Origin of the sequence: Streptomyces sp. NPDC004629 (assembly GCF_042873595.1) — a bacterium.
GTDB lineage: Bacteria > Actinomycetota > Actinomycetes > Streptomycetales > Streptomycetaceae > Streptomyces.
Map to the genome: position 1 here is coordinate 56,618 of NZ_JBIALO010000014.1, position 19,996 is coordinate 76,613.

Annotated in this window: 18 protein-coding genes and 1 pseudogene; 12 read left to right on the plus strand and 7 right to left on the minus strand. The window is 71.4% G+C overall.

The window, feature by feature from the left end; translation table 11 throughout:
* The first annotated feature begins 34 nt into the window (after positions 1-34).
* Together ACFYTE_RS22305 and ACFYTE_RS22310 are read left to right on the plus strand one after the other, a co-directional pair.
* Complete coding sequence (locus ACFYTE_RS22305; protein WP_388713010.1) at positions 35-913, plus strand: GntR family transcriptional regulator; 879 nt, start codon at positions 35-37, stop codon at positions 911-913.
* Entirely contained in the window at positions 862-1,698 is an 837-nt protein-coding gene (locus ACFYTE_RS22310) for an HAD family hydrolase (protein WP_388713013.1), read from the plus strand. The genes ACFYTE_RS22305 and ACFYTE_RS22310 overlap by 52 nt, the downstream gene beginning before the upstream one ends.
* Here the strand turns inward: ACFYTE_RS22310 and ACFYTE_RS22315 are convergent.
* Complete coding sequence (locus tag ACFYTE_RS22315; RefSeq protein ID WP_388713016.1) at positions 1,689-1,871, minus strand: hypothetical protein; 183 nt, start codon at positions 1,869-1,871, stop codon at positions 1,689-1,691. The two genes, ACFYTE_RS22310 and ACFYTE_RS22315, sit on opposite strands and share 10 nt — an antisense overlap.
* 169 nt (positions 1,872-2,040) lie before the next feature.
* Here ACFYTE_RS22315 and ACFYTE_RS22320 point away from each other — a divergent pair, with 169 nt between their 5' ends.
* Positions 2,041-2,916, plus strand: coding sequence for a GntR family transcriptional regulator (locus ACFYTE_RS22320; RefSeq protein WP_388713019.1), 876 nt, complete (start codon positions 2,041-2,043; stop codon positions 2,914-2,916).
* Between the two features lie 233 nt (positions 2,917-3,149).
* Positions 3,150-5,327, plus strand: coding sequence for a phosphotransferase (locus ACFYTE_RS22325; RefSeq protein WP_388713022.1), 2,178 nt, complete (start codon positions 3,150-3,152; stop codon positions 5,325-5,327).
* 121 nt (positions 5,328-5,448) lie between these two features.
* Here ACFYTE_RS22325 and ACFYTE_RS22330 read toward each other — a convergent pair whose 3' ends face one another.
* The 3 genes from ACFYTE_RS22330 to ACFYTE_RS22340 form a co-directional block, all read right to left on the minus strand.
* The gene (locus ACFYTE_RS22330; protein ID WP_388713025.1) at positions 5,449-6,291 is read right to left on the minus strand and encodes a nitroreductase/quinone reductase family protein; all 843 of its coding nucleotides are present in this window, start codon (positions 6,289-6,291) and stop codon (positions 5,449-5,451) included.
* Positions 6,292-6,614: 323 nt separating this feature from the next.
* Positions 6,615-7,457, minus strand: coding sequence for an RNA polymerase sigma-70 factor (locus ACFYTE_RS22335; RefSeq protein WP_388713426.1), 843 nt, complete (start codon positions 7,455-7,457; stop codon positions 6,615-6,617).
* 205 nt (positions 7,458-7,662) lie between these two features.
* Positions 7,663-8,862, minus strand: a complete 1,200-nt coding sequence (locus tag ACFYTE_RS22340) for an NAD(P)/FAD-dependent oxidoreductase (RefSeq protein WP_388713028.1) — start codon at positions 8,860-8,862, stop codon at positions 7,663-7,665.
* Positions 8,863-9,064: 202 nt separating this feature from the next.
* Between ACFYTE_RS22340 and ACFYTE_RS22345 the strand changes: the two genes are divergently transcribed.
* The 6 genes and pseudogenes from ACFYTE_RS22345 to ACFYTE_RS22370 all read left to right on the plus strand — a co-directional run bounded on the left by ACFYTE_RS22345 (position 9,065) and on the right by ACFYTE_RS22370 (position 13,130).
* Complete coding sequence (locus tag ACFYTE_RS22345) at positions 9,065-9,436, plus strand: VOC family protein (protein ID WP_388713031.1); 372 nt, start codon at positions 9,065-9,067, stop codon at positions 9,434-9,436.
* Positions 9,437-9,813: 377 nt separating this feature from the next.
* On the plus strand, positions 9,814-10,662 hold the full coding sequence (locus tag ACFYTE_RS22350) for a putative RNA methyltransferase (RefSeq protein WP_388713034.1): 849 nt from the start codon (positions 9,814-9,816) through the stop codon (positions 10,660-10,662).
* Positions 10,663-10,955: 293 nt separating this feature from the next.
* Positions 10,956-11,066: pseudogene (locus tag ACFYTE_RS22355) on the plus strand (FAD-dependent monooxygenase); the annotation flags it as partial.
* A gap of 209 nt (positions 11,067-11,275) precedes the next feature.
* Positions 11,276-11,809, plus strand: coding sequence for a helix-turn-helix domain-containing protein (locus ACFYTE_RS22360; RefSeq protein ID WP_388713037.1), 534 nt, complete (start codon positions 11,276-11,278; stop codon positions 11,807-11,809).
* Positions 11,810-11,886: 77 nt separating this feature from the next.
* Positions 11,887-12,681, plus strand: a complete 795-nt coding sequence (locus ACFYTE_RS22365; RefSeq protein ID WP_388713040.1) for a hypothetical protein — start codon at positions 11,887-11,889, stop codon at positions 12,679-12,681.
* 101 nt (positions 12,682-12,782) lie between these two features.
* Entirely contained in the window at positions 12,783-13,130 is a 348-nt protein-coding gene (locus ACFYTE_RS22370) for a DUF2516 family protein (protein WP_351734894.1), read from the plus strand.
* Positions 13,131-13,503: 373 nt separating this feature from the next.
* Here the strand turns inward: ACFYTE_RS22370 and ACFYTE_RS22375 are convergent, their stop codons facing one another.
* The 3 genes from ACFYTE_RS22375 to ACFYTE_RS22385 form a co-directional block, all read right to left on the minus strand.
* Positions 13,504-14,820, minus strand: coding sequence for a PP2C family protein-serine/threonine phosphatase (locus tag ACFYTE_RS22375; protein WP_388713043.1), 1,317 nt, complete (start codon positions 14,818-14,820; stop codon positions 13,504-13,506).
* 453 nt (positions 14,821-15,273) lie between these two features.
* Complete coding sequence (locus ACFYTE_RS22380) at positions 15,274-16,359, minus strand: NlpC/P60 family protein (RefSeq protein ID WP_388713045.1); 1,086 nt, start codon at positions 16,357-16,359, stop codon at positions 15,274-15,276.
* 730 nt (positions 16,360-17,089) lie between these two features.
* Positions 17,090-17,938 carry a class I SAM-dependent methyltransferase gene (locus ACFYTE_RS22385; protein WP_388713048.1) on the minus strand — a complete coding sequence of 283 codons (849 nt, stop codon included), beginning with the start codon at positions 17,936-17,938 and terminating at the stop codon, positions 17,090-17,092.
* A gap of 196 nt (positions 17,939-18,134) precedes the next feature.
* Between ACFYTE_RS22385 and mshA the strand changes: the two genes are divergently transcribed.
* Together mshA and ACFYTE_RS22395 are read left to right on the plus strand one after the other, a co-directional pair.
* Entirely contained in the window at positions 18,135-19,472 is a 1,338-nt protein-coding gene (mshA, locus tag ACFYTE_RS22390; protein WP_388713429.1) for a D-inositol-3-phosphate glycosyltransferase, read from the plus strand.
* Positions 19,465-19,974: a YbjN domain-containing protein gene (locus ACFYTE_RS22395; RefSeq protein ID WP_388713050.1), complete on the plus strand. Its 510-nt coding sequence runs from the start codon at positions 19,465-19,467 to the stop codon at positions 19,972-19,974. The genes mshA and ACFYTE_RS22395 overlap by 8 nt, the downstream gene beginning before the upstream one ends.
* Positions 19,975-19,996 lie beyond the last annotated feature (22 nt).

A 19,996-nucleotide genomic window follows, 5' to 3' on the forward strand; every position in this document is an offset into this window, starting at 1 on the left:
GCAACTCCCGTTAGATGGATCGAAGTTGTAGCGTTTGGTCGTGACCCAGGAGAACGTGGCAGTGAACGGCAGCAGAAGGCTCACTCCCCAGGAGATCGCCGACACCCTGCGGGAACGTATCCGCGTCGGAGAGCTGAAGGCCGGCGACCGGCTGCCCACCCAGGCCGAACTGGCCGAGGAGTTCGGCGTCGAGCGCGGCGCCGTACGCCAGGCGCTGCGCGTGCTCCAGGACGACGGCCTGCTCAGCAACGTCAGCAAGGGCAGCCCGCCGCGGGTCGCCGAGCCGGCGCCCGCGCGTGACGAGCCCCAGCCGACCATGGTCGGACTGGGTCCCCGGCTGGCGGAGGCGTTCTCGGCGCCCCGCGTGCGCATAGACGCCGTCTGTCTCACCGCCGAGACCCTGATGCTGGCGATGAGCGAGCCCCTGCGTCAGATCCACGAGGGCCGCATCCGCCCGGAGAAGCTGGACGTACGCATTCTGCTGCCCTCCAGGGACATCAACCTCGCCTTCCCGGTCCCGGTCGAGGGACGCGGCGAGGAGGACCCGGTCCACCAGCGCTGGCTGGCGATGCGCAACGCCCAGGGACAGGTCCTGACGTACAACCTCCACTCGCTGCGCTCCACGCACGACGTCGATGTGCATGTCACATTCCGGGCGCTGCCGTTCACCCCGCCGGTGAAGCTGTACCTGCTCAACGGGACGGAGGCGCTGATCGGCTACTACATGGTCGCGCGCCGCGAGGAGCCCACGGACAGCGGGACGCTGGAGATGTACGACACCCTGGGTTCCAAGTCCGTCCTGTTCTCCTTCGAGAAGCGGGCCGGGCAGCGGGACGCCGCGTTCGTGGAGCAATCGCAGAAGTGGTTCGACGCCCTCTGGGAAACCATCACGTCGGACCTGACACTCTCCTAGTGACTTCTGATACGACGCAGACTGAACCGGTGACAACCGAGACCGAAAATGACAACCCGGGCGGGATCCAGCACGCCACCCAGGACGCGACCGAGCACCTGAGGGAGCTGATCGCGGGCGCCCGCGTCGTGCTCTGGGACTTCGACGGACCGATCTGCCGGCTGTTCGCCGGACACACGGCGGAGCGCGTGGCGATCGACCTCGTGGAGTGGCTGGAGGGGCGGGGCCTGCACGGACTGCTCACGGAGCCGGAACGGGAGTCCCTGGATCCGCACGTCGTGCTGCGCGCCGTGGACCGCAGACACCCCGGCAGCGACCTGGTCGCGGAGCTTGAGGAGCGTCTTACCCAGGAGGAGCTGCGGGCCACGGCCACGGCGATGCCCACCGGGTACGCCGACCCGCTGATCCGCACCTGGACGGCGGTCGGCTGCCGGCTCGCCATCGCCACCAACAACTCCCCGCGCGTGGTGCGGGAATACCTGCTGAGCCGCGGCCTCACCTCCTGTTTCGTCCCGCACATCTACGGCCGTACCCAGGAACTCCAGCATCTCAAGCCGGATCCGCACTGCCTGAACCGGGCCCTGAGCACGATGGGCGCGGCCCCCTCGGCGGCCCTGATGATCGGCGACACCCCCTCGGACCTCGCCGCCGCTAACGCCGCCAAGGTTCCGTTCCTGGGCTACGCGCGTAACGACCGCAAGGAGAAGATCCTCCGCGACGCGGGCGCCACGGCCATCGTGCACTCACTGTCGACGATCCTGGCCCTGGTACGCGCTCAGGCCTGAGTCATCAGCAGGGTGAACACCACGGCGGTCCCGACCGCCAGACCCACCCGCTGCGCCCGTATGCCCACGCCCACCGTCATCAGCAGCAGCACGCCCACGAGCCCGAGCCTCGCCTGCGCCGCCATGCCGAGCAAGAGTTCGAGGAGTGCCCCGGTGACCTGAGGCAGAAGCATGCCCACCACCCCCTATCCAGTTTCGGCGTCCCATCCATGATCAGTCCAATTGGACTGGTTGCCTGATGATGGTCTGCCCCAGTTGGCTGATCGCTTAACCAACCGGCCAATGCGTGCTCCTGGGAGGGGAATTGGTTTGCCAGTGGCCCGAAAGCGGTACGGTCGAGTCGTGGATGCGCAACACACCGGTGACGGCGGCGGAGGCCGGAAGTTCCAGCGGGTCTCCGACGAACTGCGGACCCGGATCACCGACGGCACCTATCCGCTGCGCTCCTTCCTGCCCTCCGAACGCGACCTCGCCGAGGAGTTCGACGTCTCCCGGGACACGGTCCAGCGGGCGCTGCGAGAACTGGCCAGCGAGAACTGGATCGCATCCCGCCAGGGCAGCGGCTGGCGGGTGGCCAAGACCCAGCGCATACACTCCCCGACGCCCAGGGCCACCCGCTCCAGCCGGGGCGTGACGCTCGGCCCCCTCATCAGCGAGGCGTTCGAACAGCCCGAAGTCACCCTGGACGTCTACACGTTGACGTCCGAGTCGCTGGACGCCCACATCCGCCTCCAGGTGGAGCGCATCCGCGGCGGCTTCATCCACCCCGAGCGCATCGCCCTGCGCATGCTGCTGCCCTCCGAAGGGCTGCGGCTGCCGTATCCACGGGTCAAGGACGACCCGGCCGACGAGCGCCCCAGAGTGCGCCTGACGGCCATCAGCCGCCGCCACACGGACTCGCTGCGCGGCCTGGTGAAGGACCTGTCCACCGAGGAACTGGTGGACTCGGTCGACGTGCAGATCCGCCACGTACCGCTGGTTCCGGCCTTCAAGCTCTATCTGCTCAACGGCACCGAGGCACTGCACGGCATGTACGACGTGATCGAACGTCAGATGGAGCTGGACACCGGCGAGGTGATCACCGCCCTCGACGTCCTCGGGCTCGGCGCCACCCTGACCCACCACGTCACGGACGCGGACCCGAACTCGTCGGGTTCGGTGTTCGTGGCCAGCATGCAGTCGTGGTTCGACTCGGTCTGGAACAAGCTCGCCGAATAGCGCCGCTGCCGGGGAAGGGCAGGCGGGTGCGCTACCATTCGCGCACCGCCGGACGACGGCTCCGTCGTCCAAGGGACGGCGAACCGATCCGTCCCCAACGACCCGGACGAGAAGAGTGGCACCCCGACCACCCGTTGTGCGTACTCGCATCTGACTCCGGTCGTGCCCGTCAGCACCCGCCATTACTGTGTGGCATACCTTTCGTCCCTCCTGCGAGTCACCCGGAGCGGCCAGTGGGCGCACCACCTCTTCCCCATCGGCACTACGGGGAACGCGCCGGATCCGACGCCATCGGCGTCTTCGTGGAGCGGGCCGCGGACTTGGGGCAGGCGAGCAGCGGCCACCACAACCAGAACTACGTCCTGCCGCTGGCCGACGACGTGGCCCGGCTGCTGGGCCGCGAGGCCGGCACCTCCGTGACCGTACGGATCCGCCGGGCCGACGCGCTGCCCGTGGTGATCAGGACCTGGCAGGACGAGGCGGAGATCCTGGACGCCCTCCGGGGCATCCTGCCGCACGTCCCGGAATGCCTCGCCAAGGGCGACGGCTACGCCATCCACAGCTACGTCGAGGGCATCCCCCTGTCCAGCGTGTGCGACAACGGCAAGCCGGTCGACACCCTGCTCATCAAGGCACTGGCCGGCCTGCTCGCCCAGATGGCCCAGGTGCGGCGGGAGGCGCTGCCGCCGCTGCCGGCGGTCTGGCCGCGCAACGACAAGGACAGCCAAGGCTTCCTCCAGACACTGGCGCACCTGGCGGACCGGCAGATCAGGCAGCCCAATTGGCGGGCATTCGGTGGGCTGCTCACCGCGCTGGGCATTCCCGAGGACGCCCTGATCCGGCTGGCCGAGCGGGTCCCCGCCATGGCCCGGCGGCCGTACAGCCTGCTCCACGCCGATCTGCACCGCGACAACCTGATCATGTCGTACAGCGGGCTCCCGCCCCTCATCTGCGTCGACTGGGAACTGGCGACCTACGGCGATCCGCTGCACGATCTCGCCACACACCTCGTGCGCATGCAGTACCCGTCCCATCAGTGGGGCGAAGTGATCGACGCCTGGGCGGACGCCATGCGGCTGACCCGCCCCGCGGCCGTGGGCGGCCTGGGCAAGGACCTGCGCCACTACATCGCCTTCGAACGCGCGCAGTCCGTCTACCCGGACGTGATGCGGGCCGCCAACCGGCTCCACCAGGCCGCACCCGACCAGAAGAGCCTGGACGACGCGACCGCCGCGGTGCGCCGCGCCCTGGAGGCGGCGGCCGAACCGCTCAGGCTCCGCAACGTGCCGGACGAGCGGGAGATCGAGCGGATCCTGTTCCGCTGGCGGGCCGCCCGGAACGGCGGCCTCGGCCTGTCCGCGAAGGTCAGCGACTGGAACCCCGACCTGCGGGCGCCCGAGCACCCCGACTTCCCCCGTTCCGCCGTGCGCCCGGCCCTGTTCGCGGAGGGCGCCGCGCCGGCCAGCCGCGTCTTCAAGGGGACCGGCCACCTCAATTCGGTGGTGCGGGTGCCGGGCATCGGCTTCCCCGTCGTGGTGCGCCGCAAGGTGGCCAACGTCTGCCGGCGCGAGCGCGGCTTCCTGAGCGAGCACGCCGTCCTGCGGGCCATCGAACTGTCCCGGGTCGGGGTGTCCGCACCGAAGTTCCTCGCCCTGGGGACCGGCTACCAGGGAGAGCGGTTCGCCATCCACACCTACGAAGGACCGCGCCGCACCGACCAGCCCCCCAACCACCCGGTGCACGGGCTGCTGCCGCACGAGGCGGACCGGCTCGTGGACCAGCTCGGCGCCCTGACGCAGGTGAACTACAAGGCACTCGACCCGGCCGCGGGCGAGGGCGGGTTCTACAACTGGCTGTGCGAACAACTCGTCCTGCTGGTGGGGGAGCTGCCGAAGGAGTCCCAGCAGCTCGCCCGGCTGCTCGGGCTGCCAGACGCACCCCGGCTGCGGCAGATCCTGGCGCGGCACACCGTGAGCCACCGGGAGCCCGCCCTGCTGCACGGCGACCTGAACCCCTGGAACCTGGTCCGCCGCGAGGACATGCTGGCGCTCACCCTCATCGACTGGGAGATGGCCGTCGTCGGCGACCCGCTCTACGACCTGGTCCGGCACATGCATCTCACCCCGACCCGGCCGGAGATCCGCGACCGCATGTTCCGTCGCTGGGAGGAGCGGCTGCCCGAGCGGCATACCGTCGACTGGCGGCGGGACTGGCGGGTGTACCGGTGGATCGAGATCGTACGGTCGGCGTACGTCGACCTCGACCGCCTGGTGACCGGCGCGAGCCTGGACGCGCCCAACGTCCGCCGGGCCGTGGACTCGTACGCCATGACACTGGCTGCGGCGACCGGCTCCCTCGGCCTGCCGACCCGCCCCACCGCGAACCCGTACCTCGCCCGCGCCCTGGCCTGAGGGGGCCTCGCGGCCGGGGGAGCGGCGTGGTGGGGTGGTGGTGCGGCGGGGGAGCGGTGCGGGCTTGTGCCGGTGGCCGTCCGTCGACGGCCACCGGCAACGGCCCGGAGCCGGACCGCGGTCAGGCCACGGGGGTTTCGAGGAGCGGGAGCAACTGCTCCTCCTCGTAGGCCAGATGGGCCTCCAGCTCCTGGGTCAGGCGTATCACCTCCGCCCGGGCTGCGGCGGGGTCACGCGTCGAGACCGCCCGGCGCAACTCCTCGGCCAGCTCGGCGATCCGCTCGTGCTCACGGACCAGCCGCTCCCGCGCCGACGCGAAACCGGGGTGCCGGTCGGCGAGGTGCGGGAACAGGGCGACGTCCTCGCCCTGGTGGTGGTTGTGCAGGCCCTGGCACAGGGTCAGGCAGTTCACCCGCAGCTGCGCGCCCAGCGTGGATCCGTTCCCCCGGTCCAGCTCCGCCCGGATCAGGGCGAGTTCGCGCCGGAAGACGTCGTGGATCAGCCGGATCGCCTCGCCCGGCGAGGCGGCGCTGACATCGGGTGGGCCGGCCTTGGCGATCTCGCGCAGGGCGACCACCGGAATCACCCGGTCCGTCTTCTCCTGGTACTCCGCCCAGCCCGGGTCGGCCTCCACCGCCCGCGCGAAGGCCGCGTCCCGTTCCCCGCCGTGCAGGACGACGGCTTCCGCCTCGTATGTGAACACCCCGCTCTCGACGGTCACCCGGGGGTGCGCGAGGAGGTTGTGGTACCAGTCCGGGTGCCGGGGTGAGCCGCCCGCCGACGCGATCACCAGGACCCGGTCGCCGCCGTCCGGGAGGTAGCCGACCGGGGCGGTGTGCCGGGTGCCGGTGCGGGCGCCCGTCGTGGTGAGCAGGAGCAGGCGGGCGCCTTCGAAAGGGCCGCTCAGCCGGCCGTGGTGGGCGCGGAACTCGTCGATGATGCGTTGGTTGAAGTCATGGGGCACGCTGTGTTCTCTCTTTCTTCTCCGCGGTGGTTTCTGTGGTGCAGAGAAGAAAAACGGGCGGGCCCCTCGCCCTCCCCCGGGCCCCGTCGGCCGCGGGGACCTGCGGCCTCACCCAGAGGCCGGGCACCCAACTCGCTCACGGCCCAAGGCCGACCCGGCAGTCATGCCACGGACGCTACCGCCTCCCGCCCACCCCCGCCACCGACTTTCCCGAGTACGAGCCGGACGCCGCACTGCCGGGGCTCGCCTCACCGACTTTTGCCGAGCATCCGCTGCCGGCCCGCATCGATACACCACTACGACCTGAGACCGGGGCTCGGTGTTCAGTGCAGGGTGAGGGGGGTTTCGGAGGTTACGCGGGTCAGTTTCTCCGGGTTGCGGACGTAGTAGAGGCCGGTGATGCGGGCGTCCTCGACACGGATCGCGACGACGCCGTCGAACTCCCCGTCCACGCGCACGAGGAGCGCCGGGTTGCCGTTGACCACGGTGGGGTCGCCGGTGAGCGTGACGCCGGCCTTGCCGGTGCCGCCGACGATGAAACGGGCCACCTTGCCGGCGCCGACGGTCGGCCGCAGCGCGGCCCTCTTGATGCCTCCGCCGTCGCTGACCATCACGACGTCGGGGGCCAGCACGTCGAGGAGGCCCTGGAGATCGCCGGTTTCGAGCGCGCGCCGGAAGGCGTCCAGGGCCGCCCGGGTGGCGCTCGGGGAGACCGTCTGGCGAGGCCGGCGGGCATCGACGTGCCGGCGGGCGCGGTGGGCGATCTGGTGGACGGCCGCGGGGCTCTTGTCGACGGCCGCCGCGATCTCGTCGTAGCCGACGCCGAAGGCCTCGCGCAGCACGAAGACGGCGCGCTCGGTCGGCGACAGCGTTTCCAGCACGAGCATCAGTGCCATCGACAGGTTCTCGGCCAGCTCGACGTCCTCGGCCACGTCCGGCGCGGTGAGCAGCGGTTCGGGCAGCCAGGGGCCGACGTACGCCTCCTTGCGGCGCTTCAGGGTGCGCAGCCGGTTGAGCGACTGCCGGGTGGTGATCCGGACCAGGTAGGCGCGCCGGTCGCGCACCTGCTCCAGGTCGGCCTCGACCCAGCGCAGCCAGGTCTCCTGGAGAACGTCCTCCGCGTCGGCCGCCGATCCGAGCAACTCGTACGCGACGGTGAAGAGCAGGTTGCGGTGGGCGAGGAAGGCCGCGGTCGCCGGATCGGCGGCGGCCCGGTCGCCCGCCTCCGGGCCTTCCTCCTGCTCGGCCGGCCCCGGTTGCCGAGGGCCGTCATGCGGTGCGTGCACGGCAAGGTCCTTTCTCGTGGGTGATGTCCTCGGCAGCCGTTCGTCCGGTCGGTCCGCGATCGAGGCCAGGGCGCCGCTGCCCGGCCTAGGCCGCTCGTTCAGGGGCGGCCGGGGCCTGTGAGCGCTTGGCCCGCAGCCGTTGTGCGCGCTTGTCGTCCTTGGCCCACCAGGTGCGCACACCGGGCTTGCGCGCCTCGTACGCCAGCTGCCAGACGATGCTCCTGCACACGACCTCCTTGAGTTTCCCGCCCGGGCGTCCGCCGAGGTGGAGCCCGATCGCGGTGTCGTCCTTGTGGGCGAACTGGAAGACGCCGGCGCGGCGCCCCAGGCTGATGCACTGACCGGCGAACCCCACGCTGACGGGTGCGGGCCGCCGACCCGCGATCCGGCTGAGCACCGTCTCGGCGGCCTGCGGGCCCAGCTGGACCGCCGACTGGCAGCCCATCCGGAACGGCAGGTCCGACGGTGCCGCCGAGTCACCGGCGGCGACGATGCGCGTGTCGTCCACGCTCGTCAGGGTCTCGTCCGTGAGCAGACGGCCGTCGGCATCGGTGCTCAGCCCGCTGCGCGCGGCCAGGTCCGGCACGCCGAACCCGGCGGTCCAGACGGTCACCGCGCTCGGCACCGTACGGCCGCCGTCGAGCCGCACGGCATCCCGCGTCACCGCGGTCACCTTCGTGCCGGGGCCGTCGAGCACGGTCACCCCGAGCCGGGCCAGCCGCCCGGAGACCGAGCGTCGGCCCCGGGGGTGCAGATAGGGGCCGAGCGGCCCGCCGCAGACCAGGGTCACGGCACGGCCCTCCTCCGCCAGTTCGGCGGCGGTCTCGATGCCGCTCGGACCGGCTCCGACCACCGTCACCGCGGCCGTCGCGGGCGTTGCGTCGAGCGCCGTCCGCAGGCGCCGTGCCTCCTCCAGGCCGGCGACCGGACAGGCGAACTCGGCCGCTCCGGGCACGCGCGGCTCGGCGCTGCCGCTGCCCACCGCGTAGATCAGGTAGTCGTAGCCGAACGTGCCGCCGGCCGCCGATGTCACGCTGCGCTCGGCCGCGTCGATCCGGGTCACCGCGTCGACCACCAGCCGGACGCCGCCGGCCAGGACCTTCCGGTAGTCGACCACCGCGTCGTGGGACCCGCCCACCAGCTGGTGCAGCCGGACCCGTTCGACGAAGGCCGGGCGCGGGTTGATCAGCGTCACCGTCACGTCGTCGCGCTGCGTCAGGCGATTGGCCGCCATGACACCGGCGTATCCGCCGCCGATCACGATCACCTCGGTGTTCCCCACCATGACGTCTCCTCCGTCCCTCGAACCTCGCCCCCAAGACACCGCCCACTGACGCACCCTGACAGCTTGTGACGCACATCACCCCAGAGCCGTACGCTCGCCATGCGCCAGGTGTCCTGTCCGAGTTAACTGCTGGCATGGTGTGGCCCTGACCTGCTGTGCTTACGGTTGAGCGGAACGAAGGCGCTCTCGGCTCGGAGGTCTCATGCCCCTGCAGATGGAACTGGTCGCGATAACACTCGATTGCCCTGATCCGCCGGCTCTGGCGGCGTTCTATCAGCAGGCCACGGGCTTTGAACCGCACCCGAAGTCGGACGCCGAGTTCGCCGGTCTGAACCGTGGGGACGGACTCTTCATCGGCTTCCAGCGGGTCGCGGACTACCGGGCTCCGAGTTGGCCTGACCAGATCGTTCCCCAGCAGCTTCACATCTGCTTCAAGGTCGCGGAGAGCCTGGACGAGGCCGAGGCCCGGCTGCTGGAGCTGGGCGCGGGCAAGCCCGATCACCAGCCGCATGGCGACAAGGCGAGGGTCCTCACCGACCCAGCCGGGCATCCCTTCTGCATCCTCACACGCTGATCGGCGTCCTGTCGGGTCCTGATCAGCTCGGTGACAAACCAGGGCCTGGCCGTGGTCCGAACGCTCAGTCCGGCGTGATCCCCCGTCGCTGGGCCGTGTCTCTTGTCTGCTGAGGTGAGGCCAGGGGCTTTCGGTAGGCCTCGTAAGGTGTAGGCATGTGGACCCAGCACATCCAGGCTCTGTGATCACGAGGCGTTGAGGGCGATGCCGTAGGGCGTCGCCCTCCTTGGTGTGCCTGTTACGTGATCCATCTTCCTTGCGCTTGCGCCGCCCGCACTGAGGCGGCGGGATGCCGGGCCTCGTTCTTCTCAGGACGGCGGCCTCTGAGAGCGCGTACAGGCACGGTCCCTTCCCTTCACCGTTGCCAGGAGTGCCTCGTGCCTGCGTTGCTTCCCGCTGCCCTCGAACCGTTCCTTGAGTTGCTGTGCTGCCCGGTGTGCCGCGCCCGTCTCGGACCCGACCGTGGCTCACTGCGCTGCCGGGCGGGCCACACCTTCGACATCGCACGTCAGGGCTACGTCAGCCTCCTCACCGGCATCCGCGCCACCAGCGGTGACGACGCAGCCATGGTGCAGGCCCGAAACCGGTTCCTGTCCACCGGCAGGTACGCCCCCGTCCGCCGGGCCCTGACCCGTCTGACAGCCGACGTCCTGCCTGGTCAAGGCACGGTCGTGGACATCGGATGCGGCACCGGCTACTACCTGGCCGGCGTACTCGATCAACTGCCCGGCGCCCGCGGCCTGGGGCTGGACGCGTCAGGACCCGCCCTGCGTTCGGCGGCCCGAGCCCATCCGCGAGCCGCTGCGGCGAGCTGGGACGTCTTCCGCCCCTTCCCCTTGGTCGACCAGGCGGTCGACGTCATGCTGGACGTGTTCGCCCCGCGTAACCCGTCCGAGTTCCACCGAATGCTCCGTCCGACCGGCCGGTTGATCGTGGTGCGGCCCATCGAGCGGCACCTGGCCGAGCTACGGGGCGAGGTCCCCGCGATGGTCACGATCGACCCGGACAAGGAGCAGCGTCTGCAACAGGCGCTGGACCCCTACTTCGAGGCCGCCGGTACCCGGCACATCGAATACACCGCACCCCTGACCAGGCAAGAAGCCATTGACCTGGTGGGGATGACACCGAGCGCACGCCACCTGACCCACGCGGACCTGAGCGATCACGGTCCCCTACCCGACCAGGTCACCGTCTCCGTGCTGGCCACCTGCTACCGGCCTCGGTGACCACGAGCGGCGGACACGCCTGCTGACCGACGCACCAACGGGCGCGCCCGGCGCCCCACCCTTTCCGGCAACTCGGGGAAGGTGGGGCGTCCGTCCGCCGGCCGAGAGGACCAGCCCCGCGCCCTCGGCCTCGCCCCGAACGCCGTGGTGTGGCGGAACACCCTCTGGACGCCGCCGTCAGAAAGATCCGCGCCGACGGGTCCCCCGCCATCGACGACGTGCACCCGGCTCTCGCCGACCGCTTACGAGCACATCAACTTCCCAGGCCGCTACGCCTTCACCCGCGCCGGTCCCACGTCGTCGGCGTGACGCTACTGGGCGATGCCGCCCATCTGATGCCCCCATTGGGGGCGGGCGCGAACCTTGCGATGCTGGAAGGCGCCGAACTCGCCGAAGCCCTCGCACTCTTCGACCAAGTCCAGCCATCCTGACTGCCGAGCGCGAGACCACCGGCACGGACGTTCGTACCGAACGCAACACTCGACGGGAAACCGCAGACATACCGGGAACCGACAGTCATGCACCAGGTCGGCGGGTGTGGGCGGTGTGGGCTGGGTGTACTTTTGCAAGCGGGTGCTTGCAATTGTTAGCGAGGGTGGGGCAAGGTGGACGTATGGCATCGCTCAACGTCGGCAATCTCGGGGAGTACCTGCGCGAGCAGCGCCGCAACGCGCGGCTCTCACTCCGGCAGCTCGCCGACGCCGCCGGTGTGTCCAATCCGTACCTGAGCCAGATCGAGCGCGGGCTGCGCAAGCCGAGCGCGGAGGTGTTGCAGCAGGTCGCCAAGGCCCTGCGGATCTCCGCGGAGACGCTGTACGTCCGCGCCGGGATCCTCGACGCCGAGCGGGACCGCGACGAGGTGGAGACGCGCGCCGTCATCCTCGCCGACCCCACCCTCGACGAACGGCAGAAGCAGGTGCTGCTGCAGATCTACGAGTCCTTCCGCAAGGAGAACGGATTCCGGGGCGAAGGCGGCGTCCGCGGCGCCACCGACGGCGGCGCAGGAGCCGGCCGCGGTGCGGTGGACGCGCGGGCGGGCGCCGACGGGAGCGACGGCCGCGAAGACCGGCACGACGACACGACCACCGTGCAGGACACCCGCACGGACGACGGCAGTGACGCCGACCCGCAGCGGACGGCCGGTTGAGCCGGACCAGGGCACCGGCCGCCCCGCCGCGGACCACACAACCCTCAGCCGAACGTGAATCCGGGAGGACCATCACCATGGCCATCACCGACGATCTGCGCAAGACCCTCAGCGACCCGACCCCGCTGTACTTCGCCGCCGGCACCGCGGACCTGGCCCTCCAGCAGGCCAAGAAGGTCCCCGGCCTGGTGGAGCAGCTGCGCACGGAGGCCCCGGCCCGTATCGAGGCCGTGCGCAACACCGACCCGAAGGCCGTGCAGGAGCGGGCCGCCCTGCGCGCCAAGGAAGCGCAGGAGACCCTCCAGAGCAAGGCCAGGGAAGCGCAGGAGAGCCTTCAGACCAAGGTCAACGAGTTCTTCGGCACCCTCGACGGCGACCTGAAGAAGCTCGGCAGCACGCTCGACGCCGATCTCAAGAAGCTCGGCGAGTCCGCCCAGGACCTGGCCCTGCGCGGCGTCGGCGTCGCCGCCGAGTACGCCGTCAAGGCCCGCGAGACCTACGAGAAGGTCGCCGAGCACGGCGAGCAGACGGTGCGGACCTGGCGCGGCGAGGCCGCCGAGGAGATCGAGGACCTGGCCGTCGCCGTCGAGCCGAAGACGGAGCGGGTGGCGGTCAAGGCCGAGCCGAGGCCCGCCGAGGCCGGGCCCGCGCCCGCGCCGGCGAAGAAGCCGGTGGCGAAGAAGGCCCCGGCCGAGAAGGCGCCTGCGGAGAACGCGCCTGCGGAGAGGGCCCCGGCCCCGAAGACGTCTCCGGCCCAGAAGGCGTCCCCGGCCCAGCGGGCCACCCCCCCCGTCCACAAGCCGTCCCCGGCTCAGAAGACCCCTCCGGCCCAGAAGCCCGCGGTCAAGAAGACCACGCCGCCGGCCAAGTAAGGGGCGTTCTCGCGTACGGGCCGGGCACCCTTGGGGTGTCCGGCCCGTTGTACGGGTACGGTTGCCGCGTAGGAGTCGGGAAGAAACGGGCGGTGGGCGACATGCTGATGTTGGGCTTCGCGGGGTTCCTGGGGCTGTTGAAGATCGTCCTGATGGCCCTGGCCGCGTTCGGGCTGTTCGACGCGGCGTTCCGCCGTGAGGACGCCTTCCGCGCGGCCGACAAGCAGAACAAGGTGTTCTGGCTGATCATCCTCGCCATCGCGCTGGTGGTGAGCTACCTGTTCTCGATCCTGTCGTTCCTGCCGGTCATCGGTGTGATCGCGAGCATCGTCTACATCGTGGATGTGCGGCCCGCGCTCAAGCAGGTGTCGGGCGGCAGCGGCTGGGGCCGCCGCCGTGGCGGAAGCAGCAGCGACGGCCCGTACGGCCCGTACAACGGCGGCCGCTGACCATCGCGTCCCGACGCACCCCGGCCGGCCAGCACCCCGGCCGGCCAGCACCCCGGCCGGCCAGCACCCCGGCCGGCCAGCACCCCGGCCGGCCAGCACCCTGGCCGCCCAGCAACCCGGCCGCTGAGCATCCCGGCCGCCCAGCAACCCGGCAGCCGGGGACCGCGACCGCCGAGCCTTCCGGCTGACCCGTCCGCGCCATGACCGCCGCCCACCACGGTCCTGGGCGCCCGCACGGGTGTGTTGCCGCACGACGGCGGCGACACCAAGGCAGTTGCGGTCCTGGCACCGCCACGCCGGCCACAAAGGGAACCGGGGCGCTGCCGCGGCAGGCACGAACGCCACGTAGGCCACGCGCCGCCCGGGGTCGCCGTTACGGCTGTGGCGTTCGGTCCAGCAGGAGCACCGCCACGTCGTCCGTCAGTTCTCCGCCGTTGAGGTCGCGGACCTCGTGGACCGCGGCCCGCAGCAGGTTCTCGCCGCGCAGGCCCTCGGCGAACTGGCGGCGGATCATGCGCACCATCCCGTCCTGTCCGAGGCGCTCCCCGCCCTTGCCGATCCGGCCCTCGATCAGACCGTCGGTGTAGAGCATCAGGCTCCACTCCGCACCCAGCTCCACCTGCATGCGCGGCCAGCGGGCGCCGTGGAGCAGACCGAGTGCGGGGCCGTTGTTGTCATACGGCAGCAGCCGGGCCGGGCAGTCCGGGCGGGCGAGCAGCGGGGAGGGGTGGCCGGCCAGGCACAGGCCCGCCCAGCGGCCGTCGGGGGAGATGTCCACCGTGCACAGCGTCGCGAAGATCTCCTCGTCCGAGCGCTCGTGCTCCAGCACCTGCTGGAGCGTGCCGAGCAGTTCGTCGCCGCACAGTCCGGCCAGCGTCAGCGCCCGCCACGCTATGCGCAGCTCCACACCGAGCGCGGCCTCGTCGGGGCCGTGCCCGCTGACGTCGCCGATCATGGCGTGCACCGTGCCGTCGGGCGTGCGTACGGTGTCGTAGAAGTCACCGCCGAGCAGCGCGCGCGAGCGGCCGGGGCGGTAGCGCGCGGCGAAGCGCAGGGACGAGCCCTCCAGCAGGGGCGTCGGCAGCAGGCCGCGCTCCAGACGGCGGTTCTCCTGGGCGCGCACCCGCCCCTCGGCGAGTCGCCGCTCGGCCGATTCGGAACGCTTGCGCTCCACCGCGTAGCGGATGGCCCGGCTCAGCAGCCGCCCGTCCAGTTCGTCCCGGACGAGGTAGTCCTGGGCGCCCACGCGCACCGCCTCGGCGCCGCGCTCGGCGTCGTTGGACGCGGTCAGGGCGAGGACGGCGTGCCGGGGTGCGAGTTCCAGGACGTGCTTGAGCACGGCCAGCTCGTCGTCGTCACCGTCGCCGGACCGGCCGGGCGCCGGGAGCGCGAGGTCCAGCAGGATGCAGTGGACGTCGTCGGTGAGCAGCCGTCCGGCCTCGGTGAGGTTGCGGGCGGTGCGGACGCGGATCGGCTTGCCGGCCGAGTCCAGCAGTTCGGGCACGATCGGCGAACCGGCCGGATCGTCCTCGATCAGCAGCAGGGTCAGGCTGGTGCCGGCCGAGGCCGGGGCGCCGGCTTCCCTTCGGTCGGCCTCTTCCTTGAGGGGGCCGCCGACCGCCGACCCGGCCTGCGCCTGACCACTCTCCACGGCCGGGATGGCTCTCTGCCGCGGTACGGGTACGGGCATGGTGTTGGGTTCCTTCCCTCCCCCCGAGGGCGCGGCGGGGCGAGGGACCTCGACCCACCCGACGGGGACCATAGCGGTACTGGCCACCGCAACGGAATGGTGTGAGCCGCGTCGCTCCGCCTCAGGCCACTGTCATATGCCGCGTTCCGTACCGCAGTTGGACACGGTGGCGGTACCGTCGGAATGACGAAGCTCACGTCCCGCCGGGGTTTGCTGGGCGTGCGCTGGGTCACATGGCCCGCGTCACGCTCCCCTTCACGCCACGGCCGGCATCCGTCCCCTGCCCCCGCGCACGCGCCCGGCGCCCCTCGAATCCGGCCTCACGCGCCTGGAATCCTTTGCGCCCGGCTTACGTGCCCGGCGCCCCCTGCATACGGGTTCACGTGCGGGCGCCCCTCGCATACGGGCTCACGTGCGGGCGCCCCTCGTATACGGGCTCACGTGCCCGGCGCCTCACGCGTCCGGTCGTACCACGCCCAGGATCGGCATCGTGCCCGCTCCCGCGATCGTCACCGTCCGTCCGGGGCGGGGGGCGTGGACGATCGCGCCGTCGCCCACGTACATCCCGACGTGGCTGGCGTCGTCGAAGTAGATGATGAGGTCGCCGGGGCGCATGTCCGCGACCTCGATGTGCTGGAGCTGCTTCCACTGCTCCTGCGAGGTGCGGGGGACGGGTCGGCCGGCCGCCGCCCATGCCTGTGAGGTCAGGCCCGAGCAGTCGAACGTGTCCGGGCCCTCGGCGCCCCACTCATAGGGCTTGCCGAGCTGGGCCGAGGCGAACGCGACGGCCTTCTTGCCCGGCGTGGACGCCTTGCCGGTGATCTCCTTGAGTATCCCGGTGTCGAGCCAGGCGGTCTGCGCCTGGTACGCGGCCTGCCGTTCCAGTTCGGCCAGCCGCTTCTTCTCCTGCTTCTCCAGCTGGGATTCCAGCTTCTCCGCGGCGGCGATCTGCTGCTTGATCTTCTTCTTGGCGGCGGCCTTCGCCTTGCGGCCCGCCTCCAGCTTCTCCCACTGGGCGGAGGCGTCCTTCGCGTACTGCTCCAAGTCATGCTGGGTGCGGGTCATTTCACCGATCAGGCCCTTGGTGGCCCGCTGGCCCTGGAGCACCCGTCCCGCGCCGTTCAGGAACTGCTGCGGGTCGTCGCTCAGCATCAGCCGGGCCTCCGGCGGCAGCCCCCCGGTGCGGTACTGGGCGCGCGCCGCGGCGCCCGCGCGGTCCTTCAAGTCGTCCAGTCTGCGCTGGCCTTGGACGATCTTCCGGGCCAGCTCGACGATCTCGGTGGACTGCTCCTTCGCCTTCTCCTCGGCCGCGTTGTAGGCGTCGGTGGCCACCGCCGCGTCGTGGTAGAGCCTGTCGAGCTTCTTATGGACGGCCTCCAGGTCCTTGTTGGGCGGAAGGCTCGGGGCGTTCGACGGCGAGGCGGTGGGGGACGGCGTGGGCGAGGGGTTCGCGAACGCCGGGCCGGGCGCCGCCAGCACGGTGATTGCGCAGACAACGGCCACTGCCGTCATGGTCAGGCCGCGCTTGCCCGGTTCCATACCATGCCCCCAAACTGATTTACCGTCAGTAACTTGTGCGCATGGGGGATCGTGCCATGTCGCGGCGTAAAGCGACAGAGGGGTACTTGGCGAGTCCTGCCCTCTTTCCCGCTCGATCACGACGATCTCCCGCCTTTGTGACGAACGACTCACGTAGATCGTTCCTCACCACGCATAGTGCCGCGCACCTTCGGTTGCATCGGGTCACGGCGCGCGGAACTTGGGCAGCTTGGCGCTGTGTTGATGACCTTCGGCAGGCGGCGGATGAGGACTATCGGCTGTTCATACCGACTACCGCCACCGCCCGGCCGATACGCGCCCCACCCCCAACCCTGGGCCTTAACGCCCCTGCCCCCAGGCCAACCGACACCCGCCCGCCCCCGCCCCCGGGGCGCCGCCGCCCCAAGCTCCCTGCCCCGAGGGGCATCGAGGCCCGGCCGCCCCTGCTGACCCCGGAGATGTCGATTACGCGCCCCACCCTCCGGCCCTGGGGCGCCGCAGCCCTCAAGCCCGCTGCCCCCGGAGGGGCGTCGGAGTCCGGCCGCCCCTGTCGAGCCCGGAGAGGGCGATACGTGTTCCGCCCGACCCCGGGGTGTCAATGCGTCCTACCCCTGGGTCCCCGGCGCCCTGCTACTACAGGGGGACGTCGATGTGGTCCAGTGCGCTGCTGCCCGCGCGGGCCCAACCCCGGTGTGCCGGTGCGCGCTTGGTGCCGTAATGCCGTCGTCCTCTACCCCCGGGGTGCCAACGCCGCCCATTTCAGGGTCACTTCGCCCTGGCGCCAGCGCGGTGGTGAGTCCGTCACCGGCCAGTCGGTCGTCAGGTCCCGTACCGCTCGGATCCAGCGCTGCCGGGCGCCGTAGGCGGCGTAGGGCGCGGCGGCGGCCCAGGCGCGGTCGAAGTCGCGCAGGAAGGCGTGCACCGGCTCGCCGGGCACATTGCGGTGGATGAGCGCCTTCGGGAGGCGTTCGGCGAGGTCGGACGGGCGCTCCAGGGTGCCGAGCCGGGTCGCGAAGGTGACCGTCCGCGGGCCTTCCGGGCCGAGCGCCACCCACACGTGCCGGCGTCCGATCTCGTCGCAGGTGCCCTCGACGAGCAGCCCGCCGCGGGAGCGGCCGTCGGCCGGGGCGAGCCGCGCGCACAGCCGCGTCCAGACGTCGGCCACCTCGGCCTCGTCGTACTGGCGCAGTACATTGGCGGCTCGGATGAGGTGCGGGCGCCGTGGCACGGGGACCTCGAAGCCGCCGTGCCGGAAGCGCAGCCCGGCGCGCTCGTACGGCTTGGCCGCCGCGACCCGGGCCGGTTCGATCTCGACGCCGACCACCTGTGCGCGGGGTGCGACGGCGCGCAGCCGGCCGAGCAGTTCGACGGCGGTCCAGGGTGCGGCCCCGTAGCCGAGGTCGACGGCCAACGGGTCGGCGGCGCGCCGCAGTTCGGCGCCGTGCGTGGCGGCGATCCAGCGGTCCATGCGGCGCAGACGGTTCGGATTGGTGGTTCCGCGTGTCACCGTTCCCACGACGGGGGCGCCCCCGCTTGAGCGAAGCCGAGGGCGGGGGAGGGCGGCGGCGCGGGCTGTCATGCGTACGAGAGTAGGGCGCCGCGGGTGCCCCACGCATTCCGGTATCGAACGGTTGAGCGATCACGGGTAATGGTTGAGTAAAGCCTGTGATCGGGAAAATGATCCGGAAATGGAGCTGCCCCCTCCGCTGTTGCACCACCTTGGAGGGCGTACCACGTCCTGCGAACGGCATGCCCGCGACGAGGAGGAACGCCACGTGAGCCAGTACGTCAGCAGGCTCGGGCGTCGCTCACCGGCCACGCCCCCGCGGCTGCGACTGCACCGCAGACCCCGCCGCGTGGCCATGCTCTCCGTGCACACCTCACCGCTCCACCAGCCGGGCACCGGCGACGCCGGCGGTATGAACGTCTACATCGTGGAGCTGGCGCAGCGCCTCGCCGCGATCAACATCGAGGTGGAGATCTTCACCCGGGCCACCGCGGGCGGCCTCCCGCCGACGGTCCAGCTCGCCCCCGGCGTGCTCGTCCGGCACGTCGACGCGGGCCCCTACGAGGGCCTGGCGAAGGAGGACCTCCCGGCCCAGCTGTGCGCCTTCACCCATGGTGTGATGCAGGCGTGGGCGGGCCACCGCCCCGGCCACTACGACCTGGTCCACTCCCACTACTGGCTCTCCGGCCACGTCGGCTGGCTCGCCGCCCAGCGCTGGGGCGTGCCCCTGGTGCACGCCATGCACACCATGGCCAAGGTCAAGAACGCCAATCTGGCCGAGGGCGACACCCCCGAGCCCGCCGCCCGGGTCATCGGCGAGATGCAGATCGTCACCGCCGCCGACCGGCTGATCGCCAACACGGCCGAGGAGGCGGGCGAACTCGCGCGGCACTACGCCGCCGACCCGGCGAGGGTCGCCGTGGTCCACCCCGGCGTGAACCTGGAGCGCTTCCTGCCGGCCGACGGCCGCGCCGCCGCCCGTGCCCGCCTCGGCCTGCCGCAGGACGCCCTGGTGCCGTTGTTCGCGGGCCGCATACAGCCCCTGAAGGCCCCCGACGTGCTGCTGCGCGCCGTGGCCGTCCTCCTCGACGAGTGCCCCCGGCTGCGGTCGCGGATCGTCGTGCCGGTGGTCGGCGGCCCCAGCGGCAGCGGCCTCGCCAAGCCCGAGGGGCTGCAGAAACTCGCCGCCCGCCTCGGCATCGCCGATGTCGTGCGGTTCCGTCCGCCCGTCGGCCAGGAGCGGCTCGCCGACTGGTTCCGGGCCGCCTCGGTGCTGGTCGTGCCGTCGTACAGCGAGTCCTTCGGGCTGGTCGCGATAGAGGCGCAGGCGGCCGGCACGCCCGTGCTCGCGGCCTCGGTCGGCGGGCTTCCGGTCGCGGTGCGCGACGGCGAGACCGGCTTCCTGGTGCCCGGCCACGACCCGGCCGACTACGCGCGCGTGCTGCGCCGCTTCGCCGAGGACCCGACGCTGTCCGCCCGTATGGGCGCCGCCGCGGCCCGGCACGCGCTGTCCTTCGGCTGGGACACCGCGGCCGCCGCCACCGCCGACGTCTACACGGCCGCGACCCAGGCGCACCGCCGTCGCGTACGCTCGCCCCATGGGTGAGGCTTCACAGCAGCAGCGGGCGGCGCAGGTCATCGAGGATGCGCTGAAGGACGCCGAACTGGAGTGGGAGAGCCCCGAGTCCGGCACCTACGTGGTCAAGCTCCCCGGCACCCGCAAGCTGTCGACGACGGTCTCGCTCATCGTCGGCCGGCACTCCCTCTCGCTCAACGCGTTCGTGATCCGCCACCCCGACGAGAACGAGGCGGCCGTCCACCGCTGGCTCCTGGAGCGCAACCTCAAGCTGTACGGCGTGAGTTACGCCGTCGACCCGCTCGGCGACATCTACGTCACCGCCCGGCTGCCGCTGTCCTCCGTCACCGCCGAGGAGACCGACCGCCTGCTCGGCCAGGTCCTGGAGGCCGCGGACGGCAGCTTCAACACGCTCCTGGAACTCGGCTTCGCCTCCGCGATCCGCAAGGAGTACGCCTGGCGGGTCTCCCGGGGCGAATCCACCCGGAACCTGGACGCGTTCACTCACCTGACTCAACGCCCGGCCGACTGACCGCCCGAAGCGCTCCGTACGA

Bases quoted from the DNA above. Each gene is read 5' to 3' on its own strand.
- ACFYTE_RS22385 (WP_388713048.1), bottom strand. From the start codon at position 17,938: ATGACAGCCCGCGCCGCCGCCCTCCCCCGCCCTCGGCTTCGCTCAAGC.
- ACFYTE_RS22375 (WP_388713043.1), bottom strand. From the start codon at position 14,820: ATGCCCGTACCCGTACCGCGGCAGAGAGCCATCCCGGCCGTGGAGAGT.
- ACFYTE_RS22395 (WP_388713050.1), top strand. From the start codon at position 19,465: ATGGGTGAGGCTTCACAGCAGCAGCGGGCGGCGCAGGTCATCGAGGAT.
- ACFYTE_RS22370 (WP_351734894.1), top strand. From the start codon at position 12,783: ATGCTGATGTTGGGCTTCGCGGGGTTCCTGGGGCTGTTGAAGATCGTC.
- ACFYTE_RS22380 (WP_388713045.1), bottom strand. From the start codon at position 16,359: ATGGAACCGGGCAAGCGCGGCCTGACCATGACGGCAGTGGCCGTTGTC.
- ACFYTE_RS22360 (WP_388713037.1), top strand. From the start codon at position 11,276: ATGGCATCGCTCAACGTCGGCAATCTCGGGGAGTACCTGCGCGAGCAG.
- ACFYTE_RS22340 (WP_388713028.1), bottom strand. From the start codon at position 8,862: ATGGTGGGGAACACCGAGGTGATCGTGATCGGCGGCGGATACGCCGGT.
- ACFYTE_RS22315 (WP_388713016.1), bottom strand. From the start codon at position 1,871: ATGCTTCTGCCTCAGGTCACCGGGGCACTCCTCGAACTCTTGCTCGGC.
- ACFYTE_RS22365 (WP_388713040.1), top strand. From the start codon at position 11,887: ATGGCCATCACCGACGATCTGCGCAAGACCCTCAGCGACCCGACCCCG.
- ACFYTE_RS22345 (WP_388713031.1), top strand. From the start codon at position 9,065: ATGCCCCTGCAGATGGAACTGGTCGCGATAACACTCGATTGCCCTGAT.